This window comes from Streptomyces sp. NPDC091279, assembly GCF_044757465.1.
Lineage (GTDB): Bacteria > Actinomycetota > Actinomycetes > Streptomycetales > Streptomycetaceae > Streptomyces.
The window spans coordinates 106,005-126,239 of sequence record NZ_JBIVVA010000019.1 but is presented as its reverse complement, the minus strand read 5'-3'; the positions used below and the strand labels follow the sequence as shown (position 1 = coordinate 126,239).

The window sequence follows — 20,235 nt, the reverse complement described above, 5'->3', positions numbered from 1 at the left end:
CAGAAGGGCGTCCAGGTCTGTCTTCACACACTGACCAACGGGCGCCCTTCGCCATGGTCGCTACCAGCACACACATCGGACTCACTCATCTAGGGCCTGGTCAGCGCCTGGCCAACGGCGGTCAGTGCCCCAGTTCCTTGGGGAGGTCGCCGGGCTCCAGCGGGTCCGCGGGGCGCTCCAGGGGCGGCAGCTCCGGCAGGGCGTCCCAGGCCACCTGGTGTGTGCGCAGGTCGGTGCGGACGCGGGCGGCGAGCTTTCTGGTGTCGCGGCGGTTCATGACCGCGCCGACGGCGGCTCCGACCAGGAACGGCATCAGGTTCGGCAGGTCGCGCACCATGCGCTTCATGATCTGCTGGCGCAGCTGCTGCTTCATGTGACCGTTCATCGCCGACTTCACCGTCGACGGCTTGGTCACCTGGATTCCGCGCTCTCCGGACCAGGAGTTCAGGTAGGTGGTGGTGCGCTGCTTCAGGGTGCCCGGCGGGCGCAGCCCGTAGACCTCGTACAGCTCGGCGATCAGTTTCAGTTCGATCGCGGCGACGCCGGTGATCTCGGCGGCCAGCTCGGTCGGCATGGCCGGGGGTACCGGCATCATGGCGGCGGCCCCGATGCCCGCTCCTACGGTGGCCGTGGCGCTGGAGGCGCCCACGACGAGCTTGTCGGCCAGCTCCTCGGGCCCGAGGCCGGGGAACTGTGCGCGGAGCGTCGCGAGGTCGCGTACGGGGATGCGCGGGGCGTTGTCGATGATCCGGTCGGCGAGGTAGCCGAGCCCCGCTCTGGCCCGGCTGCCGCTCCTGCGGACGCCTTCCTTGGCCTTGTCACGCAGAACCGCGGCCCGTCCTCGGGCTCGGGAGTCCGGTGCGGCGGGTACTGCCTCCGTTCCGGCGGCGGGCACGGGTGCCTGTGAGGACGGTGCCGGGAGGTCAGCCCCGCCCGCCGTCGGTTCGAGCGAGGCCGATCCGGTGGATGAGCCCCGCTCGTCGTCACGCGCGCCTAGGGAGCCGTCGGACGGCCCCTGGTCCGCTCCCCATAGGGGGAAGCGGCGCTTCCGGGGAGGGGTCGAGCCAGTCACGGCCGACCCGCCCTCAGTCGCAGTCGCGGCAGATCGGCTGACCGTTCTTCTCTCGGGCCAGCTGGCTGCGGTGGTGCACGAGGAAGCAGCTCATGCAGGTGAACTCGTCCTGCTGCTTGGGCAGGACCCGGACGGCCAACTCTTCGTTCGAGAGGTCCGCGCCGGGCAGCTCCAGGCCTTCTGCGGCCTCGAACTCGTCGACGTCGACGGCCGACGTGGACTTGTCGTTCCGACGGGCCTTGAGCTCTTCAAGGCTGTCTGAGTCGACGTCGTCGTCGGTCTTGCGTGGGGTGTCGTAATCCGTTGCCATGTCGCTCTCCCCCTCTGGGTGTCTGCGGTGTCTCCAGCGCACGTAACGCGTGAGAGGCCGGACTTGTGCCCGACCCGAGGCGGAGATTTTGCCTCACATCAAGGTCTGTTACTCAATCGACACCCAACCGGACCCCTAGGGAGTGATCGGCTTGGATGGCGAACGGGACCGTACACGGTCCCAATGCCGCACTTCAAAGGCGTCTCACCGTGTACTTCCCGTGATCAGGACCCTCGAAAACCCGTATTATCCAGGCTTTCCGACGGGCACATGATCACGGAGAGTAGATGGCCAGAATTCCGCCCTTGTGATCGATCACACATGGAACTGATTTCTCAGTGATCAGAAAATTCCGCTCAAAGCGAACATCTCCATGTGTCGGCGGCCATGATCTCAGATAGGCAGGGAAACCCGCATCACGAGCCCACCTCCCTCACGCGGCTGGGCCGAAATATGCCCTCCGTGTGCACGTGCCACGGACCGCACGATGGAGAGTCCCAGGCCGACGCCCTTGTCGCTGCCGGTGCGCTCGGTGCGCAGCCGCCGGAAAGGCTCGAAGATGTTGTCGACCTCGTACGCCGGTACCACCGGACCCGTGTTCGAGACGACCAGGACCGCCTGCCCGTGCTGGACCTCGGTGGTGACCTCGACCCAGCCGTCCTGCGGGACGTTGTAGCGCACCGCGTTCTGTACGAGGTTCAGCGCGATCCGCTCCAGCAGCACACCGTTGCCCTGGACCACGGCGGGTTTCTGCTCGCCGCGGATCAGCACTCCCTTGGCCTCCGCCTCCGCGTGCACCTGGTCGACCGCCTGCTCGGCGACCTCCGCGAGGTCGACGGGTTTGCGCTCGACGATCTGGTTGTCGCTGCGGGCGAGCAGCAGCAGGCCCTCGACGAGCTGCTCGCTGCGTTCGTTGGTGGCCAGCAGGGTCTTGCCCAACTGCTGTAGCTCCACGGGCGCGTTCGGGTCCGAGAGGTGCACCTCAAGGAGCGTGCGGTTGATCGCGAGCGGCGTGCGCAGCTCGTGCGAGGCGTTGCCGACGAAGCGCTGCTGCGCCGTGAAGGCCCGCTGGAGCCGCTCCAGCATGTCGTCGAAGGTGTCGGCCAGCTCCTTCAGCTCGTCGTCCGGGCCGTCCAGCTCGATCCGCCGGGACAGGTCCGAGCCGGCCACCGCGCGGGCGGTGCGGGTGATCCGGCCGAGCGGCGAGAGCACCCGGCCGGCCATCGCGTACCCGAACGCGAAGGCGATCACCGCGAGGCCCAGCAGGGCCAGCAGGGAACGGCTGAGCAGGTGGTCGAGGGCGACCTGGCGCTGCTGGTCGACGCACGCGCTGATCACGTCGTTGAAGTCGGACAGCGGCATGTTGGCGTTGATCGCCGGGCAGTCGTCGCTGGTGACCTTGATCGCGGTGCCGCTGGCGATCTTGAACAGCGGCTGGTTGCCGGTGTTGATCGCCTCGGCCGCCAGCAGGTAGATGATCGACAGCAGCAGGATGCCGGCGATCAGGAACATGCCGCCGTACAGCAGCGTCAGCCGTATGCGGATGGTCGGGCGCAGCCATGGGAACGGTGGCTCGGGCTTCTTCGGGTCCCAGGTGGGCTTCGGCGGCGCGGTCGGGAGCGCGGGGGTCGCTGCCATCGCGGGTCAGATCCGGTAGCCGGAGCCGGGCACCGTGACGATGACGGGCGGCTCGCCCAGCTTGCGGCGCAGGGTCATCACGGTCACGCGCACGACGTTGGTGAACGGGTCCGTGTTCTCGTCCCAGGCCTTCTCCAGGAGCTGTTCGGCGGAGACCACCGCGCCCTCGGAGCGCATCAGGACCTCCAGGACGGCGAACTCCTTCGGCGCGAGCTGCACCTCCTTGCCGTCCCGGAAGACCTCGCGGCGGTTGGGGTCGAGCTTGATCCCGGCGCGCTCCAGGACGGGCGGCAGCGGCACGCTGGTGCGCCGGCCGAGGGCCCGCACGCGGGCGATCAGTTCGCTGAAGGCGAAGGGCTTGGGCAGGTAGTCGTCGGCGCCGATCTCCAGGCCCTCGACGCGGTCGCTGACGTCCCCGGAGGCGGTCAGCATCAGCACGCGCGTGGGCATGCCCAGTTCGACGATCCGGCGGCACACGTCGTCGCCGTGGACGAGCGGGAGGTCCCGGTCGAGGACGACCACGTCGTAGTCGTTGACCCCGATGCGTTCCAGGGCCGCCGCTCCGTCGTACACGACGTCGACGGCCATGGCCTCCCGGCGCAGTCCGGTGGCCACCGCATCGGCGAGCAGTTGCTCGTCCTCGACGACGAGTACGCGCACGTCCGTTGTCCTTCCTGATGCCCACCCGCGCGGCGCCGTCGGGCGCCCCTCGGGCAGGGGTGTTTCCTGGGTGTGGGGCTCCATCCTGCCCTTTTCGGCCGTAAGTCGGCGGTAAGGCGGGGTACAGAGCATGAAGAACGGGTGTGAGGCCCGGGAAGAAGAGATTTTCTCGCCGGGTCGAGGTTTCCGTGGACGGGAGGGCGGGGAGGACCGTTCATACCCCGCGATCACGCTCTGCTAGTGCCGCACCACCATGCGGCACGGCGCGGTCCGCTTTCCGCAGAGTGGGCGTGGGTGTCCGGCTCCGTCGCCGCCCGGCGCGGTCGCGTCGGGCATCCGCAGGCAGACGTGATCGCCCCTTCCCAACGGCACACCCCCGTGCCACAGACCCACGACCCAGGACGAGGGGGCGCAGCATGGACGCTTTCACCGCAGGACTTTTGCAGCGCATAAGGGCGACCGAGACCGATCTGACGCGGGCTCGTGACGAGGGCGACGACTTCCTCGTCGAGGTGGAGCAGGGCGAGCTGGACGACCTGCGCCGGCTCGCCGCCGAACACGGTGTGGAGGTCAGCGCTTAGCGTCGACCGGCGTCACCGCACCGGCTCGTGGGTGCGGGCGGAGCCGTTCGGCGCAGGACGACGTGTCGCAGGGCGGAAGGCCTCCGGTGAATCCAGCACCGGAGGCCTTCCTGTGTCCTCGGGGTGCTCAGTCGTGCCAGGCGCCCAGGGTCTCCAGGTGCTGCTGGAGGGGCTCGAAGACGCCCGGGGTGGCGGCGATGGTCAGGGCGTGGCCGGGGCGCTCTCCGGGGCGTCCACCGGTCCTGGCGCCCGCCTCCCTGGCGATGAGGTCGCCCGCCGCCAGGTCCCAGGGATGCAGACCGCGTTCGTAGTAGCCGTCCAGGCGTCCCGCGGCCACGTCGCAGAGGTCGATCGCGGCCGAGCCGCCGCGCCGGATGTCGCGCAGCAGCGGGATGAGGCGCTGGGCCACCTCGGCCTGGTGGGTGCGGACCTCGGTGACGTAGTTGAAGCCCGTCGAGACCAGGGCCTGCTCCAGGGGCGGCGACGGACGGCAGGTGAGGCGGCGTTCGCCGTCCCACGCGCCCGTGGCCCACGCCCCGGAGCCGAGGACCGCGTGGTAGGTCTCGCCGCGCATCGGGGCCGTGACGACGCCGACGACGGTCTCGCCGTCCTGCTCGGCGGCGATGGAGACCGACCATGTGGGCAGTCCGTAGAGGTAGTTGACGGTGCCGTCGAGGGGGTCGACCACCCAGCGGACGCCGCTGGTGCCCTCGGTGGACGCGCCTTCCTCGCCGAGGAGGCCGTCGTCGGGGCGGCGTTCGGTGATCAGGGTGGTGATCAGTTTCTCCGCCGCGAGGTCCATCTCGGTGACGACGTCGATGGGGCTCGACTTCGTCGCCGCGACGGCCAGGTCGGCCGGGCGGCCGTCGCGCAGCAGGATGCCCGCGCGCAGGGCGGCCTCCTGGGCGAGGGCCAGCAGGTCGGAGTGGAGGGGGTCGGTCACGGGGCTCCTCACGCGTACGGGCTGTCGGCGCCCGCGGCGGCGGGGCGGGGGGCTCGGGAGGGGCAGCAGCCGATCGGGCAGAGGTTGTGGCTCGCGCCGAGGCTGCCCAGGGCGCAGGGGGTGACCTCCTGGCCGCGCTCCACGGCGGCGCGCTCCAGGACCAGGTCGCGGACGGCGGCGGCGAAGCGCGGGTCGGCGCCGACGGTGGCCGAGCGGCGCACCGGCAAACCCAGCTCCTCGGCGCGGGCCTTGGCCTCCGTGTCGAGGTCGTAGAGAACCTCCATGTGGTCGGAGACGAAGCCGATCGGGGCCATGACGACGGCGGGGGCGCCGGCCGCCTGACGCTCCTCCAGGTGGTCGCAGATGTCGGGCTCCAGCCACGGGATGTGCGGGGCGCCGGAGCGGGACTGGTAGACGAGCTGCCAGGGGTGCGCGACGCCGGTCCGCGCGTGGACGGCGTCGGCGATCAGGCCGGCCACGTCCAGGTGCTCCCTGACGTAGGCGCCGCCGTCCCCGTGCTCCTCGACCGGCCCGGAGACGTCAGCGGCCGCGGTCGGGATGGAGTGGGTCGTGAAGGCGAGGTGGGCGCCGTCACGGACCTCTTCGGGCAGGTCGGCCAGGGAATTGAGGACGCCCTCGATCATGGGCTCAAGGAAGCCCTCGTGGTTGAAGTAGTGCCGCAGCTTGTCGACCCTCGGCAGTTCCAGCCCCTCGGCCTCCAGGGCGGCGAGCGAGTCGGCGAGGTTCTCGCGGTACTGGCGGCAGCCCGAGTAGGAGGCGTAGGCGCTGGTGGCGAGGACCAGGATGCGGCGGCGGCCGTCGGCGACCATCTCGCGCAGGGTGTCGGTGAGGTACGGCGCCCAGTTGCGGTTGCCCCAGTAGATCGGCAGGTCGAGGCCGTGTTCCGCGAAGTCCTTGCGGAGGGCGTCCCACAGGGCGCGGTTCTGGTCGTTGATCGGGCTGACCCCGCCGAACAGGAAGTAGTGCTGGCCCACTTCCTTGAGGCGTTCCTTGGGGATGCCCCGCCCGCGCGTCACGTTCTCCAGGAACGGGACCACGTCGTCCGGGCCTTCGGGGCCGCCGAAGGAGAGCAGGAGCAGGGCGTCGTAGGGGGTGGCATCGCGCACGTCTGGCATGCCCCGAATCCTGCCACCCGCCTCTGACAGCCCGGCAACGGCGGGGGGCGGGTCGGCGGCGGGGCCAAAACCCCGGTGCATTAGGGTTGCCTCACTCGTAAGCTGTAACGGCCAATGTGGCACCTTACCGAGCCGCCCTCGTCCACACCGCGTCCGAGCCGCCCCGTACGCGCGCGTGGCCGTACCTTCCGGAGACCCCGTGCCCAGCCCCTACCGCGCCCTGTTCGCCGCCCCCGGCTCCAAGCGCTTCTCCGCCGCGGGGTTCCTCGGCCGGATGCCGCTGTCGATGATGGGCATCGGCGTGGTCACGATGGTCTCGCAGGTCACCGGGCGGTACGGGCTCGCCGGCGCGCTGTCGGCCACCATCGCGCTCTCGGCCGCCGTTCTGGGGCCGCGGATATCGCGTCTGGTGGACCGGCACGGGCAGGCCAGGGTGTTGCGCCCGGCGACCCTGGTGGCGCTCACGGCGGCGGCCGGGCTGCTGTGCGCGGTGTACTTCGAGGGGCCGGACTGGGTGCTGTTCGTGTGCGCGGCCGGTATCGGCTCGGTGCCGAGCGTCGGTTCGATGACCCGCGCGCGCTGGGCGGCGATCTACCGGGGCACCCCGCGGCTGCACACCGCGTACTCCTTCGAGTCCGTGATCGACGAGATCTGCTTCATCTTCGGACCGATCATCTCCATCGGTCTGTCGACCGCCTGGTTCCCGGAGGCCGGGCCACTGCTCGCGGCGTGCTTCCTTGCGGCCGGTGTCTTCTGGCTGACCTCCCAGCGCGCCACCGAGCCGCCGCCCCATCCGCGTACCGACCGGGGCGGTGGCAGCGCGCTGCGCTCCGCCGGGCTGCGGGTCCTGGTGGCCACCTTCGTGGCGACCGGCACGATCTTCGGGGCGGTGGACGTGGTCACCGTGGCGTTCGCCGACGAACGCGGCCACAAGGCCGCCGCGAGCGTGGTGTTGGCCCTGTACGCGGCGGGCTCCTGTGTGGCGGGCGCCGTGTTCGGGCTGTTGCGCTTCACGGGGGCGCCGGGCCTCCGCTGGTTCCTGGGCATATGTGCGACGGCCGTGAGTATGATCCCCCTCCTACTGGTCGGGAACCTGCCGTTTCTGGCCGTGGCGCTCTTCGTCGCGGGTCTGTCCATCGCTCCCACGATGATCACGACGATGTCCCTCATCGAAGAGCACGTACCGCGCGCGCAGTTGACCGAGGGCATGACCTGGGTGAGCACCGGCCTCACGGCCGGGGTAGCGGTCGGCTCCTCCGTGGCCGGCTGGGTCATCGACGCGGCCGGGGCACGGGCCGGGTACGGGGTTCCGGCGGCGGCCGGTGCCGTCGCGGTCGCGGTCGGTTTCCTCGGGTACCGCCGGCTCAGCAGGCCGGCGCCGGGTCGGGGAGGCACCGTTGGGCAGCACAGCGAGCGCGAGGAACGGCACGTGGCGTAACTGGGGCGGAAACGTCTCCGCACGTCCCGCGCGGGAGGTGACCCCGGCCTCCGTGGCCGAGTTGGCGGCGGCCGTGCGCGGGGCCGGTGAGGACGGGCTCACCGTGAAGGCGGTCGGTACCGGGCACTCGTTCACGTCGATAGCGGCCACCAGCGGTGTCTTGATACGCCCTCAACTGTTGACCGGCATACGCAATATTGACCGCGATGCCATGACTGTCACGGTCGAGGCCGGTACCCCGCTCAAGAGACTCAACCTGGCCCTGGCGCGTGAGGGGCTGTCGCTCACCAACATGGGCGACATCATGGAGCAGACCGTCTCCGGTGCCACCAGCACCGGCACCCATGGCACCGGCCGTGAATCGGCCTCGATCGCCGCCCAGATCAGGGGACTTGAGCTGGTCACGGCCGACGGCTCGGTGCTCACCTGCTCGGCCGAGGAGAACCCGGACGTCTTCGCCGCCGCCCGGATCGGCCTGGGCGCGCTGGGCATCGTCACCGCGATCACGTTCGCCGTCGAGCCGGTCTTCCTGCTCACCGCCCGCGAGGAGCCGATGCCCCTCGACCGGGTCCTCGCCGACTTCGACGCGCTGTGGGCCGAGAACGAACACTTCGAGTTCTACTGGTTCCCGCACACCAGCAGCACCACCACCAAGCGCAACAACCGCAGCGCCGGTCCCGCGCGGCCGGTGCCCAGGGCGCGGGGCTGGTTCGAGGACGAGTTCCTCTCCAACGGCGTCTTCCAGGGCGTCCAGTGGATCGGCCGGTCCCTGCCCGCCGCCGTGCCGGCCATCGCGCGCGTGTCGAGCAGGGCGCTGTCCGCGCGCACCTACACCGACCTCCCCTACAAGGTGTTCACCTCGCCGCGCCGGGTGCGTTTCGTGGAGATGGAGTACGCCGTTCCGCGCGCGGCCGTCACCGGGGTGCTGCGGGAACTGCGCGCCCTGGTCGAGCGGTCGGGGCTGCGGGTGAGCTTCCCGGTCGAGGTGCGTACCGCGCCCGCCGACGACATCACGCTGTCCACCGCGTCGGGCCGGGACAGCGCCTACGTCGCCGTCCACATGTTCCGGGGCACGCCCTACCAGGCCTACTTCACCGCCGCCGAGCGCATCTTCACCGCGCACGAGGGGCGGCCGCACTGGGGCAAGGTGCACACCCGGGACGCGTCGTACTTCGCCGAGGTCTATCCGCGCTTCGGTGAGTTCACGGCGTTGCGGGATCGGCTCGATCCTGACCGGCGGTTCCAGAACGACTACTTGCGGAGGGTTCTGGGCTCGTAGCCGACGTGCTCGGCGTGGGCGTCGGGCTCGCACCGCCGTCGCCGCCCCCGTCGGAGGCGCTCGGCGAGGGGGTCGGCGTCGCGTCGCCCGAACTGCCGTCGTCGCCGGGGGTGGCGGAGCCGTGGGTGCCGGTCGCGGTGTCGGTGGGGGCCGGCGTCGGGGAGGCGGGGTCGGTGGCGGCGGGTGTGCTGTCGGCGCCGGTGCCGTCCGGGGTCGGGGTGGAGGGCGAGGTGCCCTTGCCGGTCAACGCGTCGCTCACCGTCGTCGCGCCGTGGCCGCTGAAGCTGTTGCCCGCGACCAGTTCGTAGGTGGTGATGCCGGCCATCGTCACGCCGAACACCAGGGCCGAGGCGACGACAGGGCGGCGCCAACTCCGGTGCCGCGCGCGGTAGACGGTGCCCGCGCCGAACTCGCCGGTCGGCTGCTCCTGCGGCCCCGGGGGGCGGCCCGCGACGCCGACCTCGCGGATCTGCTCGCCGGTGCGCCGGAAGAAGTGCTGGAAGACGCTGCCGCCACAGGTGGCGACGACGCTGACCAGGCCGGCCCCGAGGATCGTGCCGTAGACCCCGAAGTACGAGGCGAGTTTGGCGGCGATCACCGCGGCCATCGCGCTGCCCGCCACCTGGGGCAGGCTCAAGTCCAGTTTCCCGCCGGTCCCCTTCGCCGACTCCTCACCTTTTTCGGGCCTTTCACGCATTCCGGGACCTTGCCTGCCTTTAACGTCGCTGATGAACCAACTGCACGAGAAGGGGACGTACGGCCGAAACCAATAGTTCCGTTTCTGGTGATTCCGTGAAGTACGCCACGTTCAAGACCCTTGGACCCCAAGGGGGAGCGCTCAAGTCCCCCTCCTCACAAGAAGTTGAGGGCGCGCCAATCCACGCACGTGGCCCAAATGGAGTACTGTTGCGAGCCCTGGGTCAAGTCTCCCGCCAGGGCGTACGGGGCCCAGTTGGACCGCCGGGAGGGGGCTAGTTGCACAGGGTGACGGTTTTGTCACTTAGCGTTGCGAATAGATAACCGTGCCATAACGGCGTTCCAGGGCCCGTGCCCGACACGCCGGGCAACTCGGCAAGGTTGTGGCAGGCTGCACCCGGGCAGGCCACACTCGACTAGCGGAAGCAGCGACGCACGTGACGTCGGCAGGCACCACCCGGGAGGTCCCCATGCCCGAACTGCGTGTCGTGGCCGTCTCCAATGACGGCACACGGCTGGTGCTCAAGGCTGCCGATTCAACGGAGTACACCCTCCCGATCGATGAGCGGCTGCGCGCGGCGGTCCGTGGCGACCGGCCACGCCTCGGCCAGATCGAGATCGAGGTGGAGAGCCACCTCCGTCCCCGTGACATCCAGGCCCGTATACGCGCCGGTGCCACCGCCGAAGAGGTGGCCCATCACGCCGGAATCCCCGTCGAACGGGTCCGGCGCTTCGAGGGCCCCGTCCTCGCGGAGCGCGCGTTCATGGCCGAACGAGCCCGTAAGACACCCGTGCGCCGCCCCGGCGAGAGCGCGGCCGGACCCCAGCTCGGCGAGGCCGTGCAGGAACGTCTGGTGCTGCGCGGCGCCGACAAGGACACCGCGCTGTGGGACTCCTGGCGCCGCGACGACGGCACCTGGGAGGTCATGCTGGCCTACCAGGTCGCGGGCGAGCACCACTCCGCGAGCTGGACCTACGACCCGCCCCGGCGGCTGGTGCAGGCCGTGGACGAGGAGGCGCGCTCGCTGATCGGCGAGTCCGACGACCTCGCCGCGCCCGAGCCCAGCTTCCCGTTCGTGCCCCGCATCGCGCGGCTGCCCCGGGACCGGCCGCTGGACCGCGACCGGCCGATGCTGCCGCCCGCCCCGTCGGACCTCTCCGACGAGGAGAGCGTGAGCGAACGGGACTCCCTGACCAGCCTGTTGGAAGCGGTACCGAGCTTCCGCGGCGACCTCGTGGTGCCCGAGCGCCCGCTCGATCCGCCGGCCGAGGAGCCCGAGGAGGAGCCCGGTTCGGAGGAGCCGCCGGCGCCCGCCGCGTCGGCCGGGTCCGCCTACGCGGATGTGCTGATGCCCCGTTCGGTCGGCAGTCACCGCGACCGGCTGATCGGCTCGACCGACCGGCAGGCCGAGGCCGACGGCGTCCGTCCCGGCCGCCGCGCGGCGGTCCCGAGCTGGGACGAGATCGTCTTCGGCACCCGCCGCAAGAAACAGCAGGAGTAATTTTCGGCCACCCCGACCGGCACCGCCGACCCGGCCGTGTACGAACGGTGGTGAGGGCCCGCGTCCGGGAACGGCGCGGGCCCTCTGCCGTTCACTGCGGGTCGGGGCCGACCGCGACCGGGCGCTCGGGGTCCGCCGACCACTGCGACCAGGAGCCGACGTACAGGGCGGCCGGAATCCCCGCGACCGCCAGCGCGAGCACCTCGTGCGCGCCGGAGACACCGGAGCCGCAGTACACGCCGACCCGCGTGCCGTGCGCCGCGCCCAACGCCGTGAAGTGGTCGGCGAGTTCCCGGGCCGGCCTGAACCGCCCGTCCGGGTCGACGGTCTCCACGGTGGGCGCCGACACCGCGCCCGGGATGTGCCCGCCGACCCGGTCGATCGGCTCGACGTCACCCCGGTACCGCTCCCCCGCGCGCGCGTCGAAGAGCACCCCGGAGCGGGCCAGCGCCGCCGCCTCGTCGGCGTCGAGCAGTCCGTCGGCGCCCGCGACCGGCTGGAAATCGCCCTCGGCCGGGGTCGGCGCTGCCGTCTGCCGTTCGCCCGCCCAGGCCGGCAACCCGCCGTCCAGGACCCGCACATCGGGGTGGCCCGACCAGCGCAGCAGCCACCACGCGCGGGCCGCCGCCCAGCCCTGGCCGCCGTCGTAGACGACGACCGGCCGGCGCACCGCGACGCCCGCCCGGCGCATCGCGGCGCCGAACACGTCGAGGTCCGGCAGCGGATGGCGGCCGTCGGCGCCGGGGGCGTCGGCCAGTTCCGTGTCCAGGTCGACGTAGACGGCGCCCGGCAGATGCCCGGCGGCGTACTCGGCACGGCCGGCCCCCTCGGCGGCGCCGAGCTGCCAGCGGACGTCGAGCAGGACCGGCGGGTTGGGTCCGGCGAGCAGGGCCGCGAGTTCGGTGGCGGAGATGATGGCGTTCATGTCCGCCATCCTCGCGCACAGGGGTGGCCGCACCGTCGGCATCCGGCTACTCTCCCCGCCGACGGACCGGCGCACGGCGTCGCGACGTTCCGTTCCGGTGGTCGACATCTCCTTGCAATCCCCTTGAAACGGGCGGAACATCGCGGTCCGGTCATTCTGCCGGCGCCGGTGATGAGCGCGGCGTGCCCGGGGCGCGTGGTGGTGCCGGGGGTGCGAGCATCGGCACGGGGACGCGTACAGCGGCAGCGACACGGCCACCGCGAGGGGCCGGGGAGAGAGTGACATGACCGAGGCACGGCGACCGTCCGGCCCGAACGGCGAGCGGCACGCGGGGCGTCCGCCCGGCACGCCTTCCTGGGTGAGTCTGATGGTCCACGGGGTCGCCGCGACCCAGGAGTTCTACGGGGCGCTGTTCGGCTGGGAGTTCCGGCCGGGGCCGCAGCAGCTCGGCCCGTATGTGCGGGCGCTGCTCGACGGTCACGAGGTGGCCGGAATCGGTCAGTTGCCGCCGGACCGGCATCTGCCGATCGCCTGGACGCCGTATCTCGCCTCGGACGACGTCGACCGGACCGCCGACGCGGTGCGGGGGTGCGGCGGGACCATCGGGGTGGGGCCGTTGGACGCGGCGGAGGCGGGGCGGCTCGCGATCGGCTCGGACCCCTCGGGCGCGGTCTTCGGGATCTGGCAGGCGGCGCGCCATCCCGGCACGAGCCTGACCGGGGTGCCGGGCACGCCCGCGTGGAACGAGCTGGTGACCTTTGAGACGGGGAGCGTAGTCAAGTTTTACCAGACGGTGTTCGGCTATACGCAGGACGCGGTGGTCTCCCCCGACTTCGACTACGTGACCCTGCGGGTGGCGGGGCGGCCGGTGGCCGGGCTGCACGGGGTGGGCGCCGCGCTGCCCCGGGAGCGGGGGCCGCACTGGCTGACGTACTTCGAGTCGGCCGACGTCGACGGCTCCCTCGCGCGCGTGCGGGAGCTGGGCGGGCAGATCCTCACCCCGGCCCACGACTCCGCCCACGGGCGGGTGGCGGTGGTGGCCGATCCCGAGGGTGCCCGGTTCTCGCTGATCGAGCGTCCGCGCTGAGCCGGGGCCCCGGTCAGGCCGACGACACGGGCAGGACGTCCGGGGAGAGGGCGGCCGCGCGGGACGCCGCCGCCGTCATCCGGCGTCGGTGGTGGCGGCGGCACAGCACCTCGTAGCCGACGGCCTCGGCCTGGTTGACGTCGCCGACGACCACCTGGGCACCCTCGACGACCATCTGACCGCCCACCGTACGGGCGTTGTGGGTGGCGCGGGCGCCGCACCAGCACAGCGCCTCGACCTGGAGCACCTCGACCCGGTCCGCCAGCTCCACCAGGCGCTGGGAGCCAGGGAACAGCTTGGTGCGGAAGTCGGTGGTGATGCCGAAGGCGTAGACGTCGAGGCCGAGGTCGTCGACCACGCGCGCGAGCTGGTCGATCTGGCCGGGGGCGAGGAACTGCGCCTCGTCGGCGATCACATAGTCGGCCCGGCCGCCCCGCGAGAGGTGGTCGACGAGATGGGCGTACAGGTCCTGGTCGTCGCGGACCTCCACGGCGTCGGTGACCAGGCCGAGGCGGGAGGAGAGCTTGCCCTCGCCCGCCCGGTCGTCGCGGGTGAGGATCATGCCGGTCAGGCCGCGCGCGGAGCGGTTGTGCTCCATCTGGAGAGCCAGCGTCGACTTCCCGCAGTCCATCGTTCCGGAGAAGAACACCAGCTCGGGCATGGCGGAGTGAGCACCTTTCGGCAGGGGCGGGGATCGGTCAGGAGCGTACTTCGAGCAGCGGGACGAGCTGCTCGGCGGGGGTCATCGAGCCGTGGTTGCCGACCATCGCGGACTCCTTCGGCTCGCGTTCGGAGGCGACGATCAGCACGTCGTCCCGGGCTGCCGCGACGACGTCGCCGAGGCGCCCGTACACGCGCTCGTCGACGCGTGGGCCGAACCAGCCCGCCTCGATCGCCTCGTCGCGGGAGGCCACCCAGAACTGTTCCCCGAGCACCTCGCGCCAGCAGGTCAGCACGTCGTTCTGGGCGCCGGGCACCGCGTAGACGTGCCGGGCGCGGCCCTCGCCGCCCAACAGGGCGACCCCGGCGCGCAGTTCCCAGTCGGCGTCGAAGTCGATGCGGTGGTCGTCGTCGAAGGGGATGTCGAGCATGCCGTGGTCGGCGGTGACGTACAGGGCGCTGCGCGGCGGGAGTTGCTCGGCGAGGCGCTGGACGAGGCGGTCGACGTACATGAGTTGGCCGCGCCAGGTGTCGGAGGCGACGCCGAAGCGGTGGCCGGCGCCGTCCAGTTCGGCGTAGTACGTGTAGACCAACGACCGGTCCCCGGCGGCGAGTTCCTCGGCGGCGAGGTCCATGCGGTCCTCGCCGGTGAGCTTGCCGCGAAACGTTCCGCCGCTGAGGGCGACCTTGGTGAGCGGGGTGTTCTGGAAGGTCGGCGCGGAGACCTGGGCGGCGTGCACGCCCGCGTCCTGGGCGAGTTGGAAGACGGTGGGGTAGGGCTGCCAGACGTGCGGTGCCGTCCAGGGCTGCCAGCGCAGCTGATTCATCAGCGCGCCGGTGTCGGGGTCGCGGACGGTGTAGCCGGGCAGGCCGTGCGCGCCGGGCGGGAGTCCGGTGCCGACGGAGGCCAGCGAGGTCGCCGTCGTCGCCGGGTAGCCGGCCGTGATCGGGCGTCCGGTGCCGCCTCGGGAACTCGCCAGGAGCCCGTTCATGAACGGGGCTTCGAGGGGGTGCGCCCTCAGCTGCTCCCAGCCGAGGCCGTCGATCAGGAAGACGCAGGCGCGGTCGACGGGGGTCAGCTCCTCGATGCCGGCGGGCAGTCCCGGCACGCCCATGCCGGTGGCGAGGGTGGGGAGCAGGTCGGCGAGGGAGCCGCTGCCGTACTGGGGCAGCGGGGCGGAGTCGGGGGCGAGAGGCTGCGGGTCGTCCCAGGCGGGCTGGGCCATCAGCGGGTGACGTCCGCGGTCGCCTCGGAGAGCGACTGCGCGAAGGCGAGGGCCTGGCGGACCGTCTCCGGGCCGTCGCCCGCCTCGCTGACCCGCAGGCTGAGGTCGTCGGCGGTGGAGCTGCCGGTGTAGCCGTGGTCGGCGTCGCAGTTGGGGTCGCCGCAGGCGGCCGGTTCGAGGTCGATCCGGGAGACGGCGCCCCAGCCGATGGTGAGCACGACCTCGCGGGGCAGGGTGCCGGGCGCGTACTGCTCGGGGTTGGCGACCACGCGGCTGAGGACCACCGAGGAGATGCGGTCGATCTTCACGGACTCGGTGGACGTGGTGGCGTAGGGCGTCGGGGAGGTGCTGTCGGCGGCCTGCTCGTCGGTGTGGCTGACGATGAAGCGGTTGCCGGTGAGGACGAGCACGGTGACGTGCCTGCGCACCTCGTTCTGGTCGAACGTCGTCTCCTGGTGGACCAGGTACGACCGGATGGGCTCGCCGCCCACGGCGGCCTCCACCGCCTCGGCCACGAGGGCCGGGTAGTAGCCGCTGCGCTCGATCGCCGCACGCAGCCCCTGGGTCGTCGTACTGGTCTTGGCCATGTGTCCCATCCTAATCCGTGGGCGGGGGCGGCCCTGCCAAGTCGGGGGCGACGGGCTGCGCGGGGAGCGCCGGACGCGGCGGCGCGGTCGGGTCCCGGGGTCCCGGTCCGGCTCGAACACGGCTGTCCTGGGCGGGCGTTCGAGCCCGGTCGCCGGGTGTCCCTCAGTACACCGGGAGGGTGCGGGGGCCGAGGTCGTCGCGGGCGGGCGGGGGCGACAGGCGCAGGGAGGCGCCGAGGACGGTGAGGCCGCGCGGGGCGACGACGACGGGTTCCAGGGTGACGGCGACGACCTCGGGGTGGTCGTCGACGAGGCGGGAGACCCGCAGGAGCAGCTCCTCCAGGGCGGGCGTGTCGACGGGGGTCGAGCCGCGCCAGCCGAACAGGAGAGGGGCCGTGCGGATCGCGCGGACCAGGGAGAACGCCTCCCGGTCGGTGACCGGCACCAGGCGGTGGGCGGTGTCGCCGAGGAGCTGGGATGCGGCTCCGGCGAGCCCGAAGGAGAGCACGGCTCCGGCGGCCGGGTCGATGACGGCCCGCACGACGGTGTCCACGCCGCGTGGCGCCATCGCCTGCACGACCGGGCGCAGTTCCCGGGGCGTCCCGAACAGCTCGCACAACTCGGCGTACGCCCGCCGTAGTTGCTCCTCGTCGGCGAGGTCGAGCCGGACGCCGCCGAGATCCGCGCGGTGGCGCAGATGCGGCGCGGTGGCCTTCAGGGCGACCGGGTAGCCGAGGCTTTCGGCGGCGCGGGCGGCGTCGTCCGGGGTGCGGGCGGGCGTGGCGGTGCGGACGGTGATGCCGTACCGGCCGAGCAGTTCGCGGGTCTCCTCGGTACCGAGGGTGAAGCGTTGGCCGCGCGTGAGCAGGCCTGCTATCTGTCGGGCGGCGCCCTTCTCGTCGATGTCCTCGAACTCGGGGACCCGGCCGGGTTCGGCGCTCTCGCGTCGCCACTGGGCGTACTTCACGGCTTCGGCCAGCGCCCGGACGGCGCGCTCGGCCGCGGGGTAGGCGGGGATGAGCCGCGGGGCGGTCTCGGTGGCGGGCGCCGGTTCGGGGGCCGGTGGCGGGAGCTGCTGGGAGGGGCGCAGGCGGCGGGTGCCGGTGGCCGTCGGGTCGGCGCGCGGCGCGGTGCCGGTGGCGGCGGAGAGGGCCGCGGCGAGGCCGCCCAGCTCGACGTGGACGACCAGGACGGGCTTGCCTGGAGCCTGTTCGGCGGCCGATCTGAGGGCCGCGGCCAGCTCGGCGTCGGCCACCGGGGCCTCGCCGATCGCGGGGATCGCGGTGACGATCACGGCGTCGCAGGAGTCGTCGCCGAGGGCGCCGAGCAGGGACGCGTGGAAGTCGGCTGCGGTGGCGGCGGTCGTCAGGTCGAGGGGGCGGGCGGGGCGCAGCCCCTCGGAGAGGCAGGCGTCGTAGGTGAGCAGGCCGAGCGATTCGGAGTTGCCGAAGATCGCGACCCGGGGGCCGGACGGGAGGGGCTGGCGGGCGAGGAGGAGGCCGGTGTCGACCAGCTCGGTGATGGTGTCGACGCGGATCACCCCGGCCTGCCTGAGCAGTTCGGTCACCGTGGCGTGCGGGAGCCGGGTGGCGCGGACGGCGTGGCCCTGCGGGGTGGAGCCGGCGCTCTGCACGACGACCAGGGGCTTGGCGGCGGCGGTGCGGCGGGCGAGGCGGGTGAACTTGCGGGGGTTGCCGATCGACTCCAGGTACATGAGGACGACGTCGGTGTCGGGGTCGTCGTACCAGTACTGGAGGACGTCGTTGCCGGAGACGTCCGCGCGGTTGCCGGAGGACACGAACGTGGAGACGCCGGTCACGCCGGTGACGCCGCCGCCGCGCCGGTGCAGCCGGGACAGCAGCGCGATGCCGATGGCGCCGGACTGGGCGAACAGGCCGATCCGGCCGGGGCGGGGCAGCTCGGGGGCGAGGGAGGCGTTGAGGCGGACCCCGGGGGCGGTGTTGATGATCCCGAAGGCGTTCGGGCCGACGACGCGCATGCCGTACGTGCGGGCGCGGCGCACCAGCTCGCGTTGGCGCGCGCGGCCGTCGGTGCCGCTCTCGGCGTACCCGGCGGAGACCACGACCAGGCCCTGGACGCCGTGTTCGCCGCACTCGGTGACGACGTCGAGGACGCGCTCGGCGGGTACGGCGACGACGGCGACGTCCACGGGCGCGTCGATGTCCCGTACGGAGCGGTGGGCGGGGACGCCGTCGAGGGCGGCCGTGTCGTCGGGGAAGCCGCTGTTCACGGCGTAGAGGCGGCCGGTGTAACCGGCGTCCTTGATGTGGTGCAGGATGCCCCGGCCCACTCCGCCGGGGACGCGTCCGGCGCCGATGACGGCGACCGAGCCGGGGACCAGCAGCCGGCGCACGGAGCGGGCCTCGGCGCGCTGCTCGCGCGCGTGCTGGACGGCGAGGGAGCGGTCGGTGGGTTCGAGGCCGAACTCCAGGCGGACGACGCCGTCCTCGAAGCTGCGCCTCTGGGTGTAGCCGGCGTCCGTGAACACCTTGATCATCTTGTTGTTGGCGGGCAGCACCTCGGCGGCGAAGCGCCGGATGCCGCGCTCCCGGGCGACGGCGGCGATGTGCTCCAGGAGGGCGGAGGCGACGCCGCGTCCCTGGTGGGCGTCCTGGACCAGGAAGGCGACCTCGGCCTCGTCGGAGGGCCCGGAGGCGGCCATGCCGTCGGCGTCGATGCGGTCGTAGCGTACGGTGGCGATGAACTCGCCGCCGATGGTGGCCGCGAGTCCCACCCGGTCCACGAAGTCGTGGTGCGTGAAGCGGTGGACGTCCTTGGCGGACAGGCGAGGGTAGGGCGCGAAGAAGCGGTAGTACTTCGACTCGTCCGAGACCTGCTCGTAGAAGCTGACCAGGCGATCGGCGTCATCGACGGTGATCGGCCGGATGCGCGCGGTACCACCGTCGCGCAGCACCACGTCGGCCTCCCAGTGAGCGGGGTACTCGTGCCGGTCCGACGCGGTCTGCATGGGCCCCAGAGTACGGCTCGCGTCTGACAACGGCGCGAGGCAGAGTCTGTGGAGAACGCGCGAGGACGGGAGCACCGGACGGCGGGCCGAGGCCGCGGCCCGACGACCGGTTCCGGGGCGGACACGGGTCCGTTCCGGGCTTCTTCACGTGTGGGAAACTGGTCTAGACAACCCTGAGAAACTGAAGGGCAGCATCACATGGCTGAGCGCCGCGTCAACGTCGGCTGGGCCGAGGGCCTCCACGCCCGTCCCGCCTCCATCTTCGTCCGGGCCGCCACGGCCGCCGGTGTCCCGATGACGATCGCCAAGGCCGACGGCAACCCCGTCAACGCGGCCTCCATGCTGGCCGTCCTGGGTCTGGGCGCCCAGGGGGGCGAGGAAGTCGTCCTGGCCTCCGACGCCGAGGGCGCGGACGCCGCGCTGGACCGGCTGGCCAAGCTGGTCGCCGAGGGCCTGGAGGAGCTGCCCGAGACGGTCTGAGCGCCTCGCGCACCACGCCGGAGCCGCGTCGCCCTTTCCGGGCGGCGCGGCTTCGCCGTTCCCGGGCGGCGGGCGTGCATCGGACAGCGTGCGGGAATCGGACAGCGTGCGTGGAATTCGCCGTCGCCGCGATCCGGAATCACCGATCGCGGGCATACGTGGGGCGCGTCGCCACAATTGCCGACGCGCGTGAATTCAGGCAGCGGAAAGGAACGTCCACCGAATTGCACTTCTTTGTATACGGCGCCCGTGTTAATGACGCAGGCCCGACATGTTTACGGGAGGTTGCGAGTTCCTCACACGATCGGCGCGGTCGGGGCCGCCGAAACGCAGCCGGTGGCCCGCGGTCGAGCGCTCGGTGTGCAGGGCGGTGATCGCCCGCGCGCGCTCGGCGTCACCGCGGGTCACCGCGTCCACGATCGCGCCGTGCTCGGCCCAGGACTCGGCGGGGCTGAGCGGCGCGTCCACCGCGTACATCCAGGCGATCTTGTGGCGCAGCTGGGTGAGCATCGAGGTCAGGGCGGGGCTGCCGGCGGCCTGGGCGAGGGTCTCGTGGAACCAGCCGCCCAGTGAGCGCAGATCCTCGCTGTTGCCCCTCCTGGCGCGCTCCTGACCCAGCCTGACCAGGCCGCGCAACACCTTGAGGTGGGCCTCGGTGCGCCGCTGGGCGGCCCGGGAGGCGCCGAGCGGCTCCAGGAGCAGGCGCATCTCCAGCAGGTCGGCGGCCTCCTGCTCGGTCGGTTCGGCCACGCACGCGCCCGCGTGCCGACGGGTTACGACGAAGCCCTCCGCCTCCAGGGTGCGCAGCGCCTCGCGCACGGGGACGCGGGAGACGCCGTAGCGGCGGGCGAGGAGTTCTTCGGTGAGCCGGCTGCCGCGCTCGTAGGCACCGGCGACGATGTCGTCCCGGATCGCCGTGCACACCGAATGCGCCGGAATACGCATGACAGCCTCCGCATTAATCCCCGTGAAACGTCGCCGATTGACGCGTGTTCATTGACTCTATGGCAATGAGCGAGAATTTCC

Annotated in this window: 19 protein-coding genes; 6 read left to right on the top strand and 13 right to left on the bottom strand. The window is 72.1% G+C overall.

Translation table 11 applies throughout. The annotated features are described in order from the left end of the window. Window positions 1-121: 121 nt before the first annotated feature. From ACIQOU_RS34645 to ACIQOU_RS34630, 4 genes are all read right to left on the bottom strand, one after another. Window positions 122-1,072: a hypothetical protein gene (locus ACIQOU_RS34645; RefSeq protein WP_401543863.1), complete on the bottom strand. Its 951-nt coding sequence runs from the start codon at window positions 1,070-1,072 to the stop codon at window positions 122-124. A gap of 13 nt (window positions 1,073-1,085) precedes the next feature. After that, complete coding sequence (locus tag ACIQOU_RS34640) at window positions 1,086-1,382, bottom strand: DUF4193 domain-containing protein (RefSeq protein WP_005481602.1); 297 nt, start codon at window positions 1,380-1,382, stop codon at window positions 1,086-1,088. A gap of 393 nt (window positions 1,383-1,775) precedes the next feature. Further along, entirely contained in the window at window positions 1,776-3,020 is a 1,245-nt protein-coding gene (locus ACIQOU_RS34635; protein ID WP_401543860.1) for a sensor histidine kinase, read from the bottom strand. Window positions 3,021-3,026: 6 nt separating this feature from the next. Continuing rightward, entirely contained in the window at window positions 3,027-3,680 is a 654-nt protein-coding gene (locus tag ACIQOU_RS34630; protein ID WP_007387794.1) for a response regulator transcription factor, read from the bottom strand. 416 nt (window positions 3,681-4,096) lie between these two features. Here ACIQOU_RS34630 and ACIQOU_RS34625 point away from each other — a divergent pair, with 416 nt between their 5' ends. Continuing rightward, window positions 4,097-4,261 (top strand): hypothetical protein, encoded by a 165-nt coding sequence (locus ACIQOU_RS34625; protein WP_164784887.1) that lies wholly within the window; start codon window positions 4,097-4,099, stop codon window positions 4,259-4,261. A 127-nt stretch (window positions 4,262-4,388) separates the two neighbouring features. Here the strand turns inward: ACIQOU_RS34625 and ACIQOU_RS34620 are convergent, their stop codons facing one another. Both ACIQOU_RS34620 and ACIQOU_RS34615 read right to left on the bottom strand, forming a co-directional pair. Then, complete coding sequence (locus ACIQOU_RS34620) at window positions 4,389-5,204, bottom strand: inositol monophosphatase family protein (protein WP_401543858.1); 816 nt, start codon at window positions 5,202-5,204, stop codon at window positions 4,389-4,391. Window positions 5,205-5,212: 8 nt separating this feature from the next. Next, complete coding sequence (locus ACIQOU_RS34615) at window positions 5,213-6,340, bottom strand: ferrochelatase (protein WP_401543855.1); 1,128 nt, start codon at window positions 6,338-6,340, stop codon at window positions 5,213-5,215. Between the two features lie 199 nt (window positions 6,341-6,539). Here ACIQOU_RS34615 and ACIQOU_RS34610 point away from each other — a divergent pair, with 199 nt between their 5' ends. Both ACIQOU_RS34610 and ACIQOU_RS34605 read left to right on the top strand, forming a co-directional pair. Next, window positions 6,540-7,778, top strand: coding sequence for an MFS transporter (locus tag ACIQOU_RS34610; protein ID WP_401543852.1), 1,239 nt, complete (start codon window positions 6,540-6,542; stop codon window positions 7,776-7,778). Continuing rightward, window positions 7,738-9,057, top strand: a complete 1,320-nt coding sequence (locus tag ACIQOU_RS34605) for a D-arabinono-1,4-lactone oxidase (RefSeq protein WP_401543849.1) — start codon at window positions 7,738-7,740, stop codon at window positions 9,055-9,057. Before ACIQOU_RS34610 ends, ACIQOU_RS34605 begins: the two co-directional genes overlap by 41 nt. Here the strand turns inward: ACIQOU_RS34605 and ACIQOU_RS34600 are convergent. Beyond that, window positions 8,981-9,754, bottom strand: coding sequence for a hypothetical protein (locus ACIQOU_RS34600; protein WP_401543847.1), 774 nt, complete (start codon window positions 9,752-9,754; stop codon window positions 8,981-8,983). The two genes, ACIQOU_RS34605 and ACIQOU_RS34600, sit on opposite strands and share 77 nt — an antisense overlap. Window positions 9,755-10,223: 469 nt before the next feature. On the opposite strand from ACIQOU_RS34600, the gene sepH reads away from it, so the two are divergent. Continuing rightward, on the top strand, window positions 10,224-11,255 hold the full coding sequence (gene sepH, locus ACIQOU_RS34595) for a septation protein SepH (protein WP_401543845.1): 1,032 nt from the start codon (window positions 10,224-10,226) through the stop codon (window positions 11,253-11,255). A gap of 91 nt (window positions 11,256-11,346) precedes the next feature. Here the strand turns inward: sepH and ACIQOU_RS34590 are convergent, their stop codons facing one another. Beyond that, window positions 11,347-12,180: a sulfurtransferase gene (locus tag ACIQOU_RS34590; RefSeq protein ID WP_401543883.1), complete on the bottom strand. Its 834-nt coding sequence runs from the start codon at window positions 12,178-12,180 to the stop codon at window positions 11,347-11,349. A 283-nt stretch (window positions 12,181-12,463) separates the two neighbouring features. Between ACIQOU_RS34590 and ACIQOU_RS34585 the strand changes: the two genes are divergently transcribed. Then, a complete protein-coding gene (locus ACIQOU_RS34585) occupies window positions 12,464-13,267 on the top strand; it encodes a VOC family protein (protein WP_401543843.1) in 804 nt (267 codons plus the stop codon). A 13-nt stretch (window positions 13,268-13,280) separates the two neighbouring features. Here the strand turns inward: ACIQOU_RS34585 and ACIQOU_RS34580 are convergent, their stop codons facing one another. The 4 genes from ACIQOU_RS34580 to ACIQOU_RS34565 form a co-directional block, all read right to left on the bottom strand. Then, entirely contained in the window at window positions 13,281-13,928 is a 648-nt protein-coding gene (locus tag ACIQOU_RS34580; RefSeq protein WP_401543841.1) for a thymidine kinase, read from the bottom strand. A 37-nt stretch (window positions 13,929-13,965) separates the two neighbouring features. After that, a complete protein-coding gene (locus tag ACIQOU_RS34575) occupies window positions 13,966-15,153 on the bottom strand; it encodes an alkaline phosphatase family protein (RefSeq protein ID WP_401543839.1) in 1,188 nt (395 codons plus the stop codon). Then, window positions 15,153-15,740, bottom strand: a complete 588-nt coding sequence (locus ACIQOU_RS34570; RefSeq protein WP_401543837.1) for a DUF5998 family protein — start codon at window positions 15,738-15,740, stop codon at window positions 15,153-15,155. Before ACIQOU_RS34570 ends, ACIQOU_RS34575 begins: the two co-directional genes overlap by 1 nt. Window positions 15,741-15,903: 163 nt before the next feature. Further along, complete coding sequence (locus tag ACIQOU_RS34565; protein WP_401543834.1) at window positions 15,904-18,729, bottom strand: GNAT family N-acetyltransferase; 2,826 nt, start codon at window positions 18,727-18,729, stop codon at window positions 15,904-15,906. A 198-nt stretch (window positions 18,730-18,927) separates the two neighbouring features. Between ACIQOU_RS34565 and ACIQOU_RS34560 the strand changes: the two genes are divergently transcribed. After that, window positions 18,928-19,209, top strand: a complete 282-nt coding sequence (locus tag ACIQOU_RS34560) for an HPr family phosphocarrier protein (protein ID WP_401543831.1) — start codon at window positions 18,928-18,930, stop codon at window positions 19,207-19,209. A 252-nt stretch (window positions 19,210-19,461) separates the two neighbouring features. Here the strand turns inward: ACIQOU_RS34560 and ACIQOU_RS34555 are convergent, their stop codons facing one another. After that, window positions 19,462-20,154 carry a GntR family transcriptional regulator gene (locus ACIQOU_RS34555; RefSeq protein ID WP_401543828.1) on the bottom strand — a complete coding sequence of 231 codons (693 nt, stop codon included), beginning with the start codon at window positions 20,152-20,154 and terminating at the stop codon, window positions 19,462-19,464. Between the last annotated feature and the right edge of the window lie 81 nt (window positions 20,155-20,235).

Excerpts from the sequence above, each read along its gene's own strand:
- ACIQOU_RS34640 (WP_005481602.1), bottom strand. The coding sequence starts at position 1,382 with ATGGCAACGGATTACGACACCCCACGCAAGACCGACGACGACGTCGAC.
- ACIQOU_RS34635 (WP_401543860.1), bottom strand. The coding sequence starts at position 3,020 with ATGGCAGCGACCCCCGCGCTCCCGACCGCGCCGCCGAAGCCCACCTGG.
- ACIQOU_RS34625 (WP_164784887.1), top strand. The coding sequence starts at position 4,097 with ATGGACGCTTTCACCGCAGGACTTTTGCAGCGCATAAGGGCGACCGAG.
- ACIQOU_RS34615 (WP_401543855.1), bottom strand. The coding sequence starts at position 6,340 with ATGCCAGACGTGCGCGATGCCACCCCCTACGACGCCCTGCTCCTGCTC.
- ACIQOU_RS34600 (WP_401543847.1), bottom strand. The coding sequence starts at position 9,754 with ATGCGTGAAAGGCCCGAAAAAGGTGAGGAGTCGGCGAAGGGGACCGGC.
- sepH (WP_401543845.1), top strand. The coding sequence starts at position 10,224 with ATGCCCGAACTGCGTGTCGTGGCCGTCTCCAATGACGGCACACGGCTG.
- ACIQOU_RS34590 (WP_401543883.1), bottom strand. The coding sequence starts at position 12,180 with ATGAACGCCATCATCTCCGCCACCGAACTCGCGGCCCTGCTCGCCGGA.
- ACIQOU_RS34585 (WP_401543843.1), top strand. The coding sequence starts at position 12,464 with ATGACCGAGGCACGGCGACCGTCCGGCCCGAACGGCGAGCGGCACGCG.
- ACIQOU_RS34580 (WP_401543841.1), bottom strand. The coding sequence starts at position 13,928 with ATGCCCGAGCTGGTGTTCTTCTCCGGAACGATGGACTGCGGGAAGTCG.
- ACIQOU_RS34575 (WP_401543839.1), bottom strand. The coding sequence starts at position 15,153 with ATGGCCCAGCCCGCCTGGGACGACCCGCAGCCTCTCGCCCCCGACTCC.
- ACIQOU_RS34570 (WP_401543837.1), bottom strand. The coding sequence starts at position 15,740 with ATGGCCAAGACCAGTACGACGACCCAGGGGCTGCGTGCGGCGATCGAG.
- ACIQOU_RS34565 (WP_401543834.1), bottom strand. The coding sequence starts at position 18,729 with ATGCAGACCGCGTCGGACCGGCACGAGTACCCCGCTCACTGGGAGGCC.
- ACIQOU_RS34560 (WP_401543831.1), top strand. The coding sequence starts at position 18,928 with ATGGCTGAGCGCCGCGTCAACGTCGGCTGGGCCGAGGGCCTCCACGCC.
- ACIQOU_RS34555 (WP_401543828.1), bottom strand. The coding sequence starts at position 20,154 with ATGCGTATTCCGGCGCATTCGGTGTGCACGGCGATCCGGGACGACATC.